12 protein-coding genes and 1 pseudogene are annotated in these 15,943 nt (G+C 71.3%); all 13 read left to right on the forward strand.

The annotated features are described in order from the left end of the window. The first annotated feature begins 260 nt into the window (after positions 1-260). Positions 261-920: a papain-like cysteine protease family protein gene (locus tag ACIP93_RS12185; RefSeq protein WP_345224095.1), complete on the forward strand. Its 660-nt coding sequence runs from the start codon at positions 261-263 to the stop codon at positions 918-920. Between the two features lie 4 nt (positions 921-924). Continuing rightward, complete coding sequence (locus tag ACIP93_RS12190; protein WP_401757756.1) at positions 925-1,698, forward strand: hypothetical protein; 774 nt, start codon at positions 925-927, stop codon at positions 1,696-1,698. Between the two features lie 73 nt (positions 1,699-1,771). Continuing rightward, complete coding sequence (gene uvrC / locus ACIP93_RS12195) at positions 1,772-3,823, forward strand: excinuclease ABC subunit UvrC (protein WP_401757758.1); 2,052 nt, start codon at positions 1,772-1,774, stop codon at positions 3,821-3,823. Beyond that, positions 3,786-4,814, forward strand: coding sequence for an RNase adapter RapZ (gene rapZ, locus ACIP93_RS12200; protein ID WP_380836921.1), 1,029 nt, complete (start codon positions 3,786-3,788; stop codon positions 4,812-4,814). The genes uvrC and rapZ overlap by 38 nt, the downstream gene beginning before the upstream one ends. Then, the gene (yvcK, locus tag ACIP93_RS12205; RefSeq protein ID WP_345224100.1) at positions 4,811-5,869 is read left to right on the forward strand and encodes a uridine diphosphate-N-acetylglucosamine-binding protein YvcK; all 1,059 of its coding nucleotides are present in this window, start codon (positions 4,811-4,813) and stop codon (positions 5,867-5,869) included. The genes rapZ and yvcK overlap by 4 nt, the downstream gene beginning before the upstream one ends. Continuing rightward, positions 5,860-6,840: pseudogene (gene whiA, locus ACIP93_RS12210) on the forward strand (DNA-binding protein WhiA); the annotation flags it as partial. The gene yvcK and the pseudogene whiA, both read left to right, overlap by 10 nt. A 460-nt stretch (positions 6,841-7,300) precedes the next feature. Further along, positions 7,301-10,258, forward strand: a complete 2,958-nt coding sequence (locus ACIP93_RS12215; protein ID WP_401757760.1) for a M14 family zinc carboxypeptidase — start codon at positions 7,301-7,303, stop codon at positions 10,256-10,258. A 246-nt stretch (positions 10,259-10,504) separates the two neighbouring features. Further along, a complete protein-coding gene (gap, locus tag ACIP93_RS12220; RefSeq protein ID WP_345224105.1) occupies positions 10,505-11,515 on the forward strand; it encodes a type I glyceraldehyde-3-phosphate dehydrogenase in 1,011 nt (336 codons plus the stop codon). 108 nt (positions 11,516-11,623) lie between these two features. Beyond that, positions 11,624-12,835 (forward strand): phosphoglycerate kinase, encoded by a 1,212-nt coding sequence (locus tag ACIP93_RS12225; protein WP_401757762.1) that lies wholly within the window; start codon positions 11,624-11,626, stop codon positions 12,833-12,835. Positions 12,836-12,842: 7 nt separating this feature from the next. Continuing rightward, positions 12,843-13,622 (forward strand): triose-phosphate isomerase, encoded by a 780-nt coding sequence (gene tpiA, locus ACIP93_RS12230; protein ID WP_345224111.1) that lies wholly within the window; start codon positions 12,843-12,845, stop codon positions 13,620-13,622. A 177-nt stretch (positions 13,623-13,799) separates the two neighbouring features. After that, positions 13,800-14,030, forward strand: a complete 231-nt coding sequence (gene secG / locus ACIP93_RS12235) for a preprotein translocase subunit SecG (protein ID WP_345224113.1) — start codon at positions 13,800-13,802, stop codon at positions 14,028-14,030. 180 nt (positions 14,031-14,210) lie between these two features. Continuing rightward, entirely contained in the window at positions 14,211-14,546 is a 336-nt protein-coding gene (locus tag ACIP93_RS12240; protein WP_380836918.1) for an RNA polymerase-binding protein RbpA, read from the forward strand. Positions 14,547-14,696: 150 nt separating this feature from the next. Further along, a complete protein-coding gene (locus tag ACIP93_RS12245) occupies positions 14,697-15,908 on the forward strand; it encodes an MFS transporter (protein ID WP_401757765.1) in 1,212 nt (403 codons plus the stop codon). Positions 15,909-15,943: the final 35 nt, after the last annotated feature.

The raw sequence follows: 15,943 nt of genomic DNA on the forward strand, positions 1-15,943 counted from the left end.
CGCTGGCAGTGAACGTTCACGGAGGCACACCGCACCGCCGCGCCGCCGTCGGTGAAGCGGGCTGGTGGACGGAAGCGGTCCGTTCACATCGGGGCCACCGCGTTCACAGCTCCGCGTCACCCCGCATTGAAGCGTGTTGACCTGCACTCGACAACACCCGATGCTCCTCAACAGCGTCCGGACGCGCTCCTCCGCCCTCCCCCCAGCTCGCCAGTCCGTGAGCAGGGGAGGCCCCAACCCCCCGCCTCGGGAGGAACGCGATGCGCGATCGAAGCGACACCCGTCCCCGTACGGCCCTCAGACGGCTCTCCCCGGCCGTCCTGACCGCCGCCCTGCTGCTCGCCGTCCCCACGGCGACCGCCACCGCCGCACCCGTGCCCGTCGACCGGCCCGCCGCGGCCGCCCGGCAGGACGCGGCCCCGGCGGCGGCGCCCCTGCTCGCCGCCAAGCGCCTGAACATCACCATGCAGGCCCAGGAGAAGACCAACTGGTGCTGGGCCGCCGCCGGCAACACCATCGCCACCTGGTTCGGCCGCTCCTACAGCCAGAACCAGTTCTGCAACGCCGCCTTCAACCGCAACCAGAACACCGCCTGCCCCAACAACCAGGCCACCCTGGGCAACGTCCAGACCGGCCTGCGCTGGGCGGGCGTCAACCCGGGCTCCTACGTCACCGGCTGGCTGCGCTACCCGACCGTGCAGAGCGAGATATCCGCCGACCGCCCGGTCGAGACCCGCATCCAGTGGTCGAGCGGCGGCGGCCACATGCACGTCATCTACGGCTACGACACCGCCAGCGACTGGGTCTACTGGGGCGACCCGTGGAAGACCAGCAGCCGCTACAACTGGGCCTCGCACGACTGGTACGTGAACAACAACGAGTTCTCCTGGACCCACTCGCTCTACAAGATCGGGGCGTGACGCCGTGACACCGCACGCCAAGCACCTCAGAACAGCCGCCCTCGCCGCCGTCACCACCACCCTGCTGCTGGGCGCCGCCGCCGAGGCCGCGGCCGACGAGACGCCCGCCGCCCTGGCCCACCGGGCGGCCACCGCGCCCGCCACCCTGGACACCCTGTCGCGCTTCTTCGCCCGGGACGGAGCCCTCGCCCGCGCCGCCGCCCCCCGCGTCCAGGACGCCACCGTGCCGGTGCACACGCTCTCGGCGGAGTTCGTCGCGGGCAAGAAGGGGGCCGCGGCCTCCAGGCTGGACTTCATGGCCACCACCGCCGTGTCCTCCGACGGCCGGCAGGCCTCCTTGTGGATGGCGCCGGACAAGGGCGTCTGGAAGGTCGTGAACATCGCCACCGGCGACGACGAGACCCGCTACGCCGCCGCCGGCGCACGCGCCCTCCCGGGCGGCACCGTCTTCCGCGAGCCCCAGATCGACGCCTGGTACGTCCACGACGCCAGCCGCGTGCTGCCGCTCGACGAGGACGCCACCCGGGCCGTCGGCGCCCGGGGCACCACCCTCGCCGCCTACCAGCAGCGCGTCCACGCCGCCTACGCCGACAAGCTCCCCGGCACCGCCTACGCCCGGCAGGGCAAGGCCGGCGGCTACGCGGCCCCCGCAGCCCCGGAGACCGGCGCCTCCGGGAGCGGCGCCCCCGCGGCCCCCGTGGCCGCCGGGGGAGCGGCCGTGCTCCTCGCCGCCGCGGGACTCGCCGCCGTACGGCTGCGCAGGCGCACGCTCGCGTAACCGGCACCGCCACACGGCCGGGACGCCCCACCGGGGCGTCCCGGCTGTCAGTGCCCGCAAGTAGGCTGCACCCATGGCAGATCCCTCCAGCTACCGTCCCAAGCCGGGCCAGATCCCCGACTCGCCGGGGGTCTACCGCTTCCGCGACGAACACCGCCGGGTGATCTACGTCGGGAAGGCCAAGAGCCTGCGCCCGCGCCTGTCCTCGTACTTCCAGGACCTGGCCAACCTCCACCCGCGCACGCGCACGATGGTGACCACCGCCGCGTCCGTGGAGTGGACGGTCGTCGCCACCGAGGTCGAGGCGCTCCAGTTGGAGTACTCCTGGATCAAGGAGTTCGACCCCCGGTTCAACGTCAAGTACCGCGACGACAAGAGCTACCCGCACCTCGCGGTGACGATGAACGAGGAGTTCCCGCGCGTGCAGGTGATGCGCGGCCCCAAGAAGAAGGGCGTGCGCTACTTCGGCCCGTACGGCCACGCCTGGGCGATCCGCGAGACCGTCGACCTGATGCTGCGCGTCTTCCCCGTGCGCACCTGCTCCGCCGGCGTCTTCAAGCGCTCCGCCCAGATCGGCCGCCCCTGCCTGCTCGGTTACATCGGCAAGTGCGCCGCCCCCTGTGTGGGCCGGGTCACCCCCGAGGAGCACCGGGAACTGGCCGAGGACTTCTGCGACTTCATGGCCGGACGCACCGGCACGTACCTCAAGCGCATCGAGCAGCAGATGGTGATCGCCGCCGAGGACATGGAGTACGAGAAGGCCGCCCGGCTGCGCGACGACATAGGGGCACTGAAGCGGGCCCTGGAGAAGAACGCGATCGTCTTCAACGACGCCACCGACGCCGACCTGATCGCCCTCGCCGAGGACGAGCTGGAGGCGGCCGTGCAGATCTTCCACGTGCGCGGCGGCCGGGTGCGCGGCCAGCGCGGCTGGGTCACCGACAAGGTCGAGAACGTCGACACGGCGGGCCTCGTCGAGCACGCCCTCCAGCAGCTCTACGGCGAGGAGAGCGGCGAGGCGGTGCCCAAGGAGGTGCTCGTCCCGGCGCTCCCCGACGACACCGTCGCCGTCAACCAGTGGCTGACCGCCAAGCGCGGCTCCAACGTCTCGCTGCGCATCCCGCAGCGCGGCGACAAGAAGGACCTGATGGCCACGGTCCAGCGCAACGCCCAGCAGTCCCTGGTCCTGCACAAGACCAAGCGCGCCTCCGACCTGACCACCCGCTCGCGTGCCCTGGAGGAGATCGCCGAGGCCCTCGGGCTGGACGGCGCGCCCCTGCGCATCGAGTGCTACGACATCTCGCACCTCCAGGGCGACGACGTGGTGGCCTCCATGGTGGTCTTCGAGGACGGCCTCGCCCGCAAGAGCGAGTACCGGCGCTTCGAGATCAAGTCCTTCGAGGGCCAGGACGACGTCCGGTCCATGCACGAGGTGATCACCCGCCGCTTCAAGCGCTACCTGTCGGCGAAGGAGAAGACCGGCGACCTCATGGGCGGCGAGATCTCCGAGGAGCAGCTCCAGGACGACGACGGCAGGCCCAAGCGCTTCGCCTACCCGCCGCAGCTCGTGGTGGTGGACGGCGGACAGCCGCAGGTGGCGGCCGCCCAGCGGGCCCTGGACGAGCTGGGCATCGACGACGTCGCGGTCTGCGGCCTCGCCAAGCGCCTCGAAGAGGTCTGGCTGCCGGACGAGGACGACCCGGTGGTCCTGCCGCGCACCAGCGAGGGCCTCTACCTCCTCCAGCGGGTACGTGACGAGGCCCACCGCTTCGCCATCGCCTACCAGCGCACCAAGCGGGCCAAGCGTTTCCGGGCCGGGCCCCTGGACGACGTGCCGGGACTGGGCGAGACCCGCAAGCAGGCGCTCATCAAGCACTTCGGTTCGGTGAAGAAGCTCCGATCCGCCACAATTGATCAGATCTGCGAGGTTCCGGGGGTGGGCCGCAGAACGGCCGAGACCGTCGCCGCCGCCCTCGCAGCGGCGGCCCCGGCCGCACCCGCCGTGAACACGGCGACAGGAGAGATCATTGAGGAGGACGGGGCAGCCGCATCCGCGGCCGCCCCGTCACCGAACGGGGGAAGCACACATGAGCAGCACACCGCAGCAGAGCAGCCCAGAGCCTGACCGGGGCCCCGCACCGGCCCCGGCAGACCACCCGGGCCCCGCACCGGACCCCACTGGGCCGGCCACCGACCGAGACGGAGCACACGTGAGTACGGGCATCAAGCGGGAGACCGCCGAGGCCGCCGAGACGCCCATCCCCGAGCTGGTCATCATCTCCGGCATGTCCGGGGCCGGCCGCAGCACGGCCGCGAAGTGCCTGGAGGACCTCGGCTGGTTCGTCGTCGACAACCTGCCGCCCGCGCTGATCCCCACCATGGTGGAGCTCGGCGCCCGCTCCCAGGGCAACGTGGCCCGCATCGCCGTCGTCGTCGACGTCCGCGGCCGCCGCTTCTTCGACAACCTCCGCGAGTCCCTCGCCGACCTCGACGCCAAGGGCGTCCACCGGCGCATCGTCTTTCTGGAGTCCTCCGACGACGCCCTGGTCCGCCGCTTCGAGTCGGTCCGCCGCCCGCACCCCCTCCAGGGCGACGGCCGCATCACCGACGGCATCGGCGCCGAGCGCGACCTGCTGCGCGAGCTGCGCGGCGACGCCGACCTGGTGATCGACACCTCCAGCCTCAACGTCCACGAACTGCGCGCCAAGATGGACGCCCAGTTCGCCGGCGACGAGGAGCCCGAGCTGCGCGCCACCGTCATGTCCTTCGGCTACAAGTACGGCCTGCCCGTCGACGCCGACCTCGTGGTGGACTGCCGCTTCCTGCCCAACCCCCACTGGGTCCCCGAGCTGCGCCCCTTCACCGGCCTCAACGAGGAGGTGGCGGGCTACGTCTTCAACCAGCCCGGCGCCAAGGAGTTCCTGGACCGGTACACCGAGCTGCTCCAGCTCATCGCCACCGGCTACCGTCGCGAGGGCAAGCGCTACGTCACCATCGCGGTCGGCTGCACCGGCGGCAAGCACCGCTCGGTCGCCATGTCCGAGAAGCTGGCCGCCCGCCTGTCCACCGAGGGCGTCGAGACCGTCGTCGTCCACCGGGACATGGGGCGCGAGTGACCAACCGCACCGTCCGGCTGCACCGCCTGCGCAGGGTCACCTCCGCGCTGGGCGGCGAGCCGTCCCCGCGCGCCGCACGCGGCAGGCGCGGCGCCACGCCCAAGGTCGTCGCCCTCGGCGGCGGCATGGGCCTGTCCGCGTCGCTGACCGCGCTGCGGCGCATCACGGGCGACCTGACCGCCGTGGTCACCGTCGCCGACGACGGCGGCTCCAGCGGCCGGCTCCGGGAGGAGCTGGGCGTGCTGCCCCCCGGCGACCTGCGCAAGGCCCTCGCGGCCCTGTGCGGGGACGACGACTGGGGGCAGACCTGGTCGCGCGTCATCCAGCACCGCTTCCAGTCCAAGGGCGACCTGCACGAGCACGCGGTCGGCAACCTGCTGATCGTGGCCCTCTGGGAGCAGCTCGGCGACCACGTGCAGGCCCTGGACCTGGTCGGCAGGCTCCTGGGAGCGCACGGCCGGGTGCTGCCCATGTCCGCGGTCCCGCTGGAGCTCCAGGCGCTCGTCCGCGGCCACGACCCCGAGCGCCCCGACGACATCGACACCGTGCGCGGCCAGGCGACCGTCGCGCTGACCCCCGGCGAGGTGCAGTCGGTGCATCTCGTACCGCACGATCCGCCGGCCGTTCCGGAGGCGGTGGCCGCGGTCCGTGACGCCGACTGGGTGGTTCTCGGACCCGGTTCCTGGTTCTCCTCGGTGATCCCCCACCTGTTGGTGCCGGAACTGCTGGATGCCCTGGTGGAGACCAAGGCGAGGCGGATCCTGTCCCTCAATCTGGCACCCCAGCCAGGCGAAACCGAGGGCTTTTCACCGCAACGTCATTTGGAGGTTTTGGCCCGACACGCCCCTAAACTCGCCCTCGACGTGGTGCTGGCCGACCAGGCCGCCGTGCCCGACCTTCCCTCACTCGCCGATGCCGCCAAACGGTTCGGTGCGACGGTCGAGCTGGCGCCGGTGGCCCGGCCCGACGGAGCCCCCCAGCACGACCCGGAGCTCCTGGCAGCCGCGTACGACCGTATTTTTCGGATGCATGGAAGGATCGGCCCATGGCGATGACGGCAGCGGTGAAGGACGAGATCTCCCGGCTCCCCGTCACCCGGACCTGCTGCAGAAAGGCAGAGGTCTCGGCGATCCTCCGGTTCGCGGGCGGCCTGCACCTGGTGAGCGGGCGCATCGTGATCGAGGCGGAGCTGGACGTCAGCTATGCGGCACGCAGGCTGAAGAAGGACATCCTGGAGATCTTCGGGCACAGCTCGGAGCTCGTGGTGATGGCGCCCAGCGGTCTGCGCCGCGGTTCGCGCTTCCTCGTACGGGTGGTGGCGGGCGGCGACCAGCTCGCCCGCCAGACGGGCCTGGTGGACGGCCGCGGGCGGCCCATCCGGGGGCTGCCCCCGCAGGTGGTCTCGGGGGCCACCTGTGACGCCGAGGCGGCCTGGCGCGGGGCCTTCCTCGCGCACGGCTCCCTCACCGAGCCGGGCCGCTCGTCCTCCCTGGAGGTCACCTGCCCGGGCCCGGAGGCGGCGCTCGCGCTGGTCGGCGCGGCCCGCAGGCTCTCCATCGGCGCCAAGGCGCGCGAGGTGCGCGGCGTGGACCGGGTCGTCGTGCGCGACGGCGACGCGATCGGCGCACTGCTCACCCGGCTCGGCGCGCACGACTCGGTACTGGCCTGGGAGGAGCGGCGGATGCGCCGCGAGGTCCGCGCCACCGCCAACCGGCTCGCCAACTTCGACGACGCCAACCTGCGCCGCAGCGCCCGGGCGGCCGTCGCCGCCGGGGCCCGCGTGCAGCGCGCGCTGGAGATCCTCGGCGAGGAGGTGCCCGAGCACCTCGCCGCGGCGGGCCGCCTGCGCATGGAGCACAAGCAGGCGTCGCTGGAGGAGCTGGGCGCGCTGGCCGACCCGCCGCTGACCAAGGACGCGGTCGCCGGCCGCATCCGACGGCTGCTGGCGATGGCCGACAAGCGGGCGCAGGACCTCGGCATTCCGGGTACGGAGTGCAACCTCACCGAGGACATGACCGAGGAGATCGAGGAGGAGATGGCCAAGGGCCTCGCCGCCTCGCTGGCCAACAGCGCCGCACTCGCCGACGACTCCGCCCTGTCCGGCGCCCCGGGCGGCGGCATGACGGGAAGCATCACGGGCAGCGTGCCGGGGATGACGGCGCCCGGGATGACGGGGACCGGGATGACGGCGCACGGCATGGCGGCCGGCCCGGCCGACGCCCTGGTGGCCGGAACGGCCGGCGGTGCGGCCACCGGCGTGGCCGGCGACCTGGCGGCCGGTAGGGCCGGCGGGATGGCCACGAGCCTGTAGCCCGCGGGGTCCCCCGCCGCGGAATTCATGACTCCGCCACAACTCGCTGCCTCTGACGCCCAGTTGGGTGCCAGGGGCAGCTTTCTGTGTTGCTGATGTGCTCTTGACGTGGCCATGAATGGTCATGATTCTGACGTCTGTTCACTCACGTGACAGACAACTGCAAGGGGGGCACATGAGACGCAGAGCGAGATCGATACTCGCCGCATCCTCACTGCTGATAGCCGGCCTGGCCGCGATACCCGTGGCCCAGGCGCAGCCCGCCGGAGACACCGCACCGGGCGGCGACGGCGTCACGGTCTTCGACGCGAAGGTCACCCAGGCACAGGTGCCGCTGCTCCTGCGGGCCGGCACCGACGCCCACGAGCTCAGCGAGCGGGTCCCGGCCAAGGGCACCGCCACCGTCGAACTGATCCTCACCCAGAAGCGGGCCGCCGAACTGCGCGCCCAGGGCGTGGACCTGACCGAGCGCAGGCTCCCCGCGGCCAAGGTGCGGGCCGCGGCCGCCGGGGACGGCGTGTTCCGCCCGTACAGCGGCAAGGGCGGCCTCCAGGAGGAGCTGCTGGCCGTCGCGCAGGCCAACCCGTCCATCGCCAAGGCCGTCTCCATCGGCAAGACGGTCCAGGGCAAGGACATCCTGGCCCTCAAGCTGACGAAGAACGCCCGCACCAGCGCCGACGGCTCCAAGCCCGCCACGCTCTACGTGTCCAACCAGCACGCCCGTGAGTGGATCACCCCGGAGATGACCCGCCGGCTGATGCACCACTTCGTCAACGGGTACGGCAAGGACGCGAAGATCACCGGGCTCGTCGACAGGAGCGAGCTGTGGTTCGTGCTGTCCGCCAACCCGGACGGCTACGACTACACGCACACCGACCCCACGAACCGCAATGTCCGGCTGTGGCGCAAGAACCTCCGCGACACCAACGGCAGCGGGAGGACCGAGACCGGCGACGGCATCGACCTGAACCGCAACTTCGGCTACAAGTGGGGCTACGACAACGAGGGTTCGTCTCCCGACCCCTCGGACGAGACCTACCGCGGCCCGAAGGCCATGTCCGAGCCCGAGACGCTCGCCCTGGACCGCTTCCAGAAGCGCATCGGCTTCAAGTACGCGATCAACTACCACTCGGCCGCCGAACTGATCCTCTACGGCGTCGGCTGGCAGGTCGCCACCCCCACCCCCGACGACGTGGCCCTCAAGGCCCTCGCCGGCACCCCGGAGAACTCCGCCGTTCCCGGCTACCACCCGCAGGTCTCCTCGGAGCTGTACGTCACCAACGGCGAGGCCGACGGCCACGCCGGCAACGTCAACGGCATCAAGATGTTCACCCCCGAGATGTCGACCTGCCAGACGATCTCCGACCTGGACCCGAACGACCGGTGGAACGCCCGCGACTGCATGTCGGGCTTCAACTTCCCCGACGACGAGAAGCTGATCCAGCAGGAGTTCGCGAAGAACATCCCCTTCGCGCTCTCCATAGCCGAGACCACGCTCACCCCGGACCAGCCGAAGTCCTCCGTCGGCATCGACGCCCCCGACTTCACGCTCGACCCCTTCACCACGTCCTACGCCCGCGACCGCGACCAGGAGATCAACGTCACGGTCCGCAAGTCGGTGCGCGACAAGGAGCTCAAGTACCGCGTCAACGGCGGCAAGGTCCACGACCAGGCGCTGAAGCCGTGGGACGGCGGACTGCGCTACGGCGACGAGGACAACACCTACTTCGACGACTACCGCGCCAAGGTCCAGGACGGCGAGCCGGGTGACAAGGTCGAGGTCTGGTTCACCGGCGAGACGAAGGCCGGAAGGCCCACCGAGAGCGAGCACTTCACCTACACGCTCGCCGACCGCCCCAAGGCCGCCCACCTGGTGGTCGCCGAGGAGGGCGCACCGGCCACCGAGGTCCAGAAGTACGTGGACGCGCTGAAGGCCAACGGCCGCTCCGCCACCTCCTGGGACGTCGCCGCCCAGGGCGCCCCGCACTCGCTCGGCGTCCTCGGCCACTTCGACTCGGTCGTCCACTACACCGGGGCCAACGCCCCGGGCGGCCCGACCCAGTACCAGCTGCGCCAGTACCTCAACGAGGGCGGCAAGCTGGTCGAGGCCGGTGAGAAGGCCGGCGGCACGGCCCAGCTCGGCCCGGCCGTCACCGACGACTTCAGCCAGTACTACCTCGGCGCGTACGGCCGCGCGAACGCCCCCGGCGCCACCGGCTTCGCGGGCGCGGGCGGCCTGCAGGGCCTCACCACCCCGCTCACGGGCGCCCCCGGCAACCCGCTGGACACCCCCGGCACCTACCTGGTCACCTCCGACTCGCTCCCGGCGGCCGAGTTCCCGCAGTTCAAGAGCGCCCAGGCGGGCCGCTACACCGGGATCGCCAACCCGTACGCCCCCTACCAGGGCTCCTGGATGGCGTCCGCGACCAGTCAGAGCGGCCAGTACAAGCGCCTGACCCGCACCGTCGACCTGACCGGCGTCAGCGCCGCCGACCAGCCGACCCTGCGCGCCGCGCTGAACTGGAACACCGAGAACGGCTACGACCACGCGTTCCTGGAGGCCCGTACCGCGGGCGCCGAGGACCACACGACGCTGCCCGAGAAGAGCGGCCTCACCAAGAACACCGTCCCGGCCCAGTGCGACCAGGGCTTCTACCTGGAGGCGCACCCCTTCCTGGCGCGCTACCTCACCCGGGGCGACGCGGGCTGCACCGCGAGCGGCACCAGCGGCCAGTGGAACAGCTTCACCGGTTCCTCCGGCGGCTGGAAGCAGGTCTCCTTCGACCTGAGCGCCTACGCGGGCAAGAAGGTCGAGCTGTCCCTGGCCTACGTCACCGACCCGAGCGACCTGGGCCGCGGCGTCTTCCTGGACGACACCCGTCTCACCGTCGGCGGCGCCGACCGCGACGCGGAGGGCTTCGAGACCTCCCTCGGCGCCTGGGCGCCGACGGCCGCCCCGGCCGGCAGCCCGGCGGTGACCGGCCCGTGGGCCCGCACCGGCGAGCTGTTCCAGACGTACGCGGCGGTCACCACCCGTGACACCGCGCTCCTCGGCTTCGGCCTGGAGCACGTGCCGGACGCCGGACAGCGCGCCAAGCTCCTGGAGAAGGCCCTGCGGAGCATCAAGGGCTGAGTCCGGCCGCGTCCGGAAGGCCCCCACCGGTCACGCTGAGTAATACGGACAAAGGTCCCGGCGACCCGTACTACCCGCTCCATTACCGGGTAGTACGGGTCGTCGAGTCATGTTCCGGCCACGGCACGGCCGCACTCGATGCGACGTGAAGGTCTACGGAGAGGTAGGGTCGACAGCGGTCGGGGACATCCCATACAAGCTCGCCGAGGCGTCGAAACCCCGGCGTACCAACGAGGAGATCGGTTCGTGACGATCCGCGTAGGAATCAACGGCTTCGGCCGCATCGGGCGCAACTACTTCCGGGCGCTGCTGGAGCAGGGCGCCGACATCGAGGTCGTGGCTGTCAACGACCTGGGTGACACCGCGACCACCGCGCACCTTCTGAAGTACGACACCATCCTGGGCCGCCTCAAGGCCGAGGTGTCGCACACCGAGGACACCATCACCGTCGACGGCCACACCATCAAGGTGCTGTCCGAGCGCAACCCCGCCGACATCCCGTGGGGCACGCTGGGCGTCGACATCGTGATCGAGTCGACCGGCATCTTCACCAAGAAGGCCGACGCCGAGAAGCACATCGCGGGCGGCGCGAAGAAGGTCCTCATCTCGGCCCCGGCCAAGGACGAGGACATCACCATCGTGATGGGCGTCAACCAGGACAAGTACGACGCGGCCAACCACCACGTCATCTCCAACGCCTCCTGCACCACCAACTGCGTGGCGCCGATGGCCAAGGTGCTCGACGAGAACTTCGGCCTGGTCAAGGGCCTGATGACGACGGTCCACGCGTACACCAACGACCAGCGCATCCTGGACTTCCCGCACTCGGACCTGCGCCGCGCCCGCGCCGCCGCCGAGAACATCATCCCGACCACGACCGGTGCCGCCAAGGCCACCGCCCTGGTCCTCCCGCAGCTCAAGGGCAAGCTGGACGGCATGGCGATCCGCGTGCCCGTGCCCACCGGCTCGGTCACCGACCTGGTCGTGGAGCTCGGCCGCGAGGTCACCAAGGACGAGGTCAACGCCGCGTTCAAGAAGGCCGCCACCGACGGCGACCTCAAGGGCTACCTCACGTACACCGAGGACCCGATCGTGTCCTCCGACATCGTCGGCGACCCGTCGTCCTGCACCTTCGACTCCTCCCTGACGATGGTCCAGGAGGACAAGACGGTGAAGATCCTCGGCTGGTACGACAACGAGTGGGGCTACTCGAACCGTCTGGTCGACCTGACCGTCTTCGTCGGCGGTCAGCTCTGACCACGCAGTACTGAGATCATCTCGATGTGAGCGACAGGGCTCGGGCAGCGCAACGCGGCGCTGTACGGGCCCTGTGGCCTGTCCAGCCCTTCTGAGGAGCCGTACTTCATGAAGACGATCGACGAACTCATCGCCGACGGGGTCGCGGGCAAGCGGGTCTTCGTCCGCGCCGACCTCAACGTGCCGCTCGACGGCACCACGATCACCGACGACGGCCGCATCCGCGCCGTCGCCCCCACGATCGCCAAGCTCGCCGCCGCGGGCGCCCGGGTGATCGTCGCCTCGCACCTGGGCCGCCCCAAGGGCTCCCCGGACCCGGCGTTCTCCCTGGCCCCGGCCGCCAAGCGGCTCGGCGAGATCCTCGAAGCCGAGGTCGCCTTCGCCACCGACACGGTCGGCGAATCCGCCCGCGCCACGGTCGAGGCCCTGGCCGACGGCAAGGTCGCGGTCATCGAGAACCTGCGCTTCAACGCCGGTGAGACGGCCAAGGACGACGCCGAGCGCGGCGCCTTCGCCGATGAGCTCGCCTCCCTCGCCGACCTGTACGTCGGCGACGGCTTCGGCGCGGTGCACCGCAAGCACGCGTCGGTCTTCGACCTCCCGGCCCGCCTGCCGCACGCGGCCGGCGACCTCATCGCCACCGAGGTCGGCGTGCTGAAGAAGCTCACCGAGGACGTCAAGCGCCCCTACGTCGTGGTCCTCGGCGGTGCCAAGGTCTCCGACAAGCTCGGCGTGATCGATCACCTCCTGGAGAAGGCCGACCGCATCCTGGTCGGCGGCGGCATGGCGTACACCTTCCTCAAGGCCCAGGGCCACGAGGTCGGCATCTCGCTCCTGCAGGAGGACCAGATCCCGGTCGTCCTGGAGTACCTGGAGCGGGCCGAGAGCAAGGGCGTCGAGTTCGTCCTGCCGGTCGACGTGCTGGTCTCCGCGGACTTCCCGGACCTGAAGACCAAGGCTCCGGCCAACCCGGCCACCGTCGCCGCCGACGCCATCCCGGCCGACCAGGAGGGCCTGGACATCGGGCCCAGGACCCGCGAGCTGTACGCTGCCAAGCTGGCGGACGCCGCCACGGTCTTCTGGAACGGCCCCATGGGCGTCTTCGAGCACCCCGACTACGCCGGCGGCACCGCCGCCGTCGCGCAGGGCCTGCTCGACAGCAGCGCCTTCACGGTCGTCGGCGGCGGCGACTCCGCCGCGGCCGTCCGCATCCTCGGCTTCGACGAGAACGCGTTCGGCCACATCTCGACCGGCGGCGGCGCCAGCCTGGAATACCTGGAAGGCAAGACCCTGCCCGGCCTTGCCGCACTGGAGGACTGATCCTGAGATGAGCACCACCCGCACCCCGCTGATGGCGGGCAACTGGAAGATGAACCTCAACCACCTCGAGGCCATCGCCCACGTCCAGAAGCTCGCCTTCGCGCTGACCGACAAGGACTACGACGACGTGGAGGTCGCGGTCCTGCCGCCCTTCACCGACCTGCGTTCGGTGCAGACCCTGGTCGACGGCGACAAGCTGAAGATCAAGTACGGCGCCCAGGACCTCTCGGCGCACGACTCCGGCGCGTACACCGGCGAGATCTCCGGCGCGATGCTGGCGAAGTTCAAGTGCTCCTACGTGGCCGTCGGCCACTCCGAGCGCCGCCAGTACCACAACGAGACCGACGAGGTCGTCAACGCCAAGGTCAAGGCCGCGTTCAAGCATGGCCTGACCCCGATCATGTGCGTCGGCGAGGGCCTGGACGTCCGCAAGGCCGGCCGGCAGGTCGAGCACACGCTCGCCCAGGTCGACGGCGGCCTGAAGGACGTCCCGGCCGAGCAGGCCGAGTCCGTCGTCGTCGCGTACGAGCCCGTGTGGGCGATCGGCACCGGCGAGGTCGCCACGCCCGAGGACGCGCAGGAGGTCTGCGGCGCGATCCGCGGCCGGCTCGCCGAGCTGTACTCGCAGGAGCTGGCCGACAAGGTCCGCATCCAGTACGGCGGCTCCGTCAAGTCCGGGAACGTCGCCGCGATCATGGCGAAGCCCGACGTCGACGGCGCGCTGATCGGCGGCGCGGCGCTGGACGTCGACGAGTTCGTCAAGATCGTGCGCTACCGCGACCAGTAGTCGCACCGGTGCCGGCCGCGCGCGTGCCAGGTCACGGCGGTCACCGGTAGTACCGGCAGTGAGTAGGCCCTAGGGCCGATCCGTCGTACTCTGACGGGGGCCGGTGGCTCGCCACCGGCCCCCGTCGTCTTTGTCTGTCCCGAGACTTGATCCGAGGAAGTTGGTCCAGCCGTGGTTATGGGGTTCTCGATCGCCCTGATCGTATTCAGCCTGCTGCTGATGCTGCTGGTTCTGATGCACAAGGGGAAGGGCGGCGGCCTCTCCGACATGTTCGGCGGTGGCATGCAGTCGTCCGTCGGAGGGTCCTCGGTCGCCGAGCGCAACCTCGACCGGATCACCGTCGTCGTCGGCCTGATCTGGTTCGGCCTCATCGTGGCGCTCGCGCTGCTGATGAAGCTCGACGGCTGACGCACATCGTCCGGTACGACCGGTCCGGTGCCGGGATCGCGGCCTATCATGGGCAGGCGTCCCGGCGTCGGGGTGTAACTCCCGTCACTGGACGCGCGTTGGGCCTTATTCCAGAGTGGGCGCCCGCCGCGGGGCAGTAGGACGCAGCCTCGCAGCACCATCACGCAGGGAGTTACGACCGTGGCAAGTGGCAACGCGATCCGGGGAAGCCGGGTCGGAGCGGGGCCGATGGGCGAGGCCGAGCGCGGCGAGTCCGCGCCCCGCCTGCGCATCTCCTTCTGGTGCTCCAACGGGCACGAGACACAGCCCAGCTTCGCCAGCGACGCAGCTGTCCCCGACACCTGGGACTGCCCGCGCTGCGGGTTCCCGGCCGGTCAGGACCGGGACAACCCCCCGGCTCCGCCGCGCACGGAACCGTACAAGACACATCTCGCCTACGTGCGGGAGCGGCGCAGCGACGCGGACGGCGAGGCGATCCTCGCCGAGGCGCTCGCCAAACTGCGGGGCGAGATCTAGGAATTGAGCGGGGGCCGGACACCTGGGGGTGTCCGGCCCCCGCTGCCTGTGCCGGCACGGTGGCTGTTTCCGCCGGTCAGGCCGATTGTCAGTGGTACCCCTTACGGTCTTTCCACGATCTGAACGGCTCGGCCGGCGGGGGTGGTGGTTGTGGCAGCGGTGCAGGCGGTGGAGGGGCGGGCGCCCGCGTGGCGCGGTGGATTCGGGCGGCTGTGGTCGGCCGCCGTCGTGTCCAAGTTCGGCGACTCCCTGCGTACGGCCGCGATGCCGCTGCTCGCGGCCACGCTGACCGAGGACCCGGTGCTGGTGGCGCTGGTGAGCGCGGGCGGGTTCCTGCCGTGGCTGCTGTTCGGGCTGCTCGGCGGGGCGGTCGCCGACCGGGTCGACCAGCGGCGGGCGATGTGGGCCGTGGACCTCGCGCGGGGACTGCTGATGGCTGCCTTCGCGGTGGCGGTCGCCCTGGGGCAGGCCTCGATCGCCCTGCTGATCGGGGTGGCTTTCGCGCTGACCACGCTCCAGACCCTGTTCGACAACGCGGCGACCGCCCTGCTGCCCTCGCTCGTCCCCGCGCACGCCCTGGGCTCGGCGAACGCCCGGCTGATGACCGGACAGCAGGTGGCGGGGACCTTCCTGGCGGCCCCGCTGGTGCCGCTGCTGCTGGTCATGGGCTCCTCGGTGCCGTACGCGGCCGACGCGCTCACCTATGCCCTCGCCGCCGCACTGATCGCCTCGCTGCGGGTTCCGGCACCCGTGCGGGCACCGCGCCCGGCGGGCAGCACCCTGCGCGGGGACGTCGCGGCCGGGCTGAAGGTGCTGTGGGCGGACCGGCGCCTGCGCGGGCTGTGCACGGCCACCACCCTGTGCAACATCGGCGTCGGCGGGCTCGTCGCCACCCTGGTGCTGCACGTCACCGGCTGGCTGGACGCCGGGCAGGCGGGATTCGCGGCGGCGATCACCGCGTACGGAGTGGGCGGCGTGGCCGGCGGGGCGGTGGCCGGACGGCTCGCCGCCCGGTTCGGCCGCATACGCAGCGTGTTCCTGGCCGGACTGGCGCAGACCGCCGCGCTCGTCGTGCTGGGGACGGTCCGGGAGCTGTGGGCGGCGGTGGCCGCGATGGCGGTGTTCGGGCTGATGGGCATCGTGTGGAACGCCAACCAGACGACCCTGGTGCAGGAGCGCAGCCCGGCGGAGATGCTGGGCAGGGTCAGCTCCGCCTTCCGCACGCTCGCCGTCGCCGGGGCCCCGCTCGGGGCGCTCCTGGCGGGGGTCGCGGCGGCCGGGTGGGGGCTGAACGCGCCGGCGCTGCTGGCGGCGGCACTGATGGCGTCCGCCGTTGCCGCACTCGTACCCCTGATCAATTAGGTTGGGGAAGCAGCGGGGGGTGCAGGCGGATACGA

The organism is Streptomyces sp. NPDC088745, from assembly GCF_044751045.1.
In the GTDB taxonomy this organism is placed as follows: Bacteria; Actinomycetota; Actinomycetes; order Streptomycetales; family Streptomycetaceae; genus Streptomyces; species Streptomyces cremeus.

Bases quoted from the DNA above. Each gene is read 5' to 3' on its own strand.
- ACIP93_RS12185 (WP_345224095.1), top strand. From the start codon at position 261: ATGCGCGATCGAAGCGACACCCGTCCCCGTACGGCCCTCAGACGGCTC.
- uvrC (WP_401757758.1), top strand. From the start codon at position 1,772: ATGGCAGATCCCTCCAGCTACCGTCCCAAGCCGGGCCAGATCCCCGAC.
- rapZ (WP_380836921.1), top strand. From the start codon at position 3,786: ATGAGCAGCACACCGCAGCAGAGCAGCCCAGAGCCTGACCGGGGCCCC.
- ACIP93_RS12215 (WP_401757760.1), top strand. From the start codon at position 7,301: ATGAGACGCAGAGCGAGATCGATACTCGCCGCATCCTCACTGCTGATA.
- ACIP93_RS12225 (WP_401757762.1), top strand. From the start codon at position 11,624: ATGAAGACGATCGACGAACTCATCGCCGACGGGGTCGCGGGCAAGCGG.
- tpiA (WP_345224111.1), top strand. From the start codon at position 12,843: ATGAGCACCACCCGCACCCCGCTGATGGCGGGCAACTGGAAGATGAAC.
- secG (WP_345224113.1), top strand. From the start codon at position 13,800: ATGGGGTTCTCGATCGCCCTGATCGTATTCAGCCTGCTGCTGATGCTG.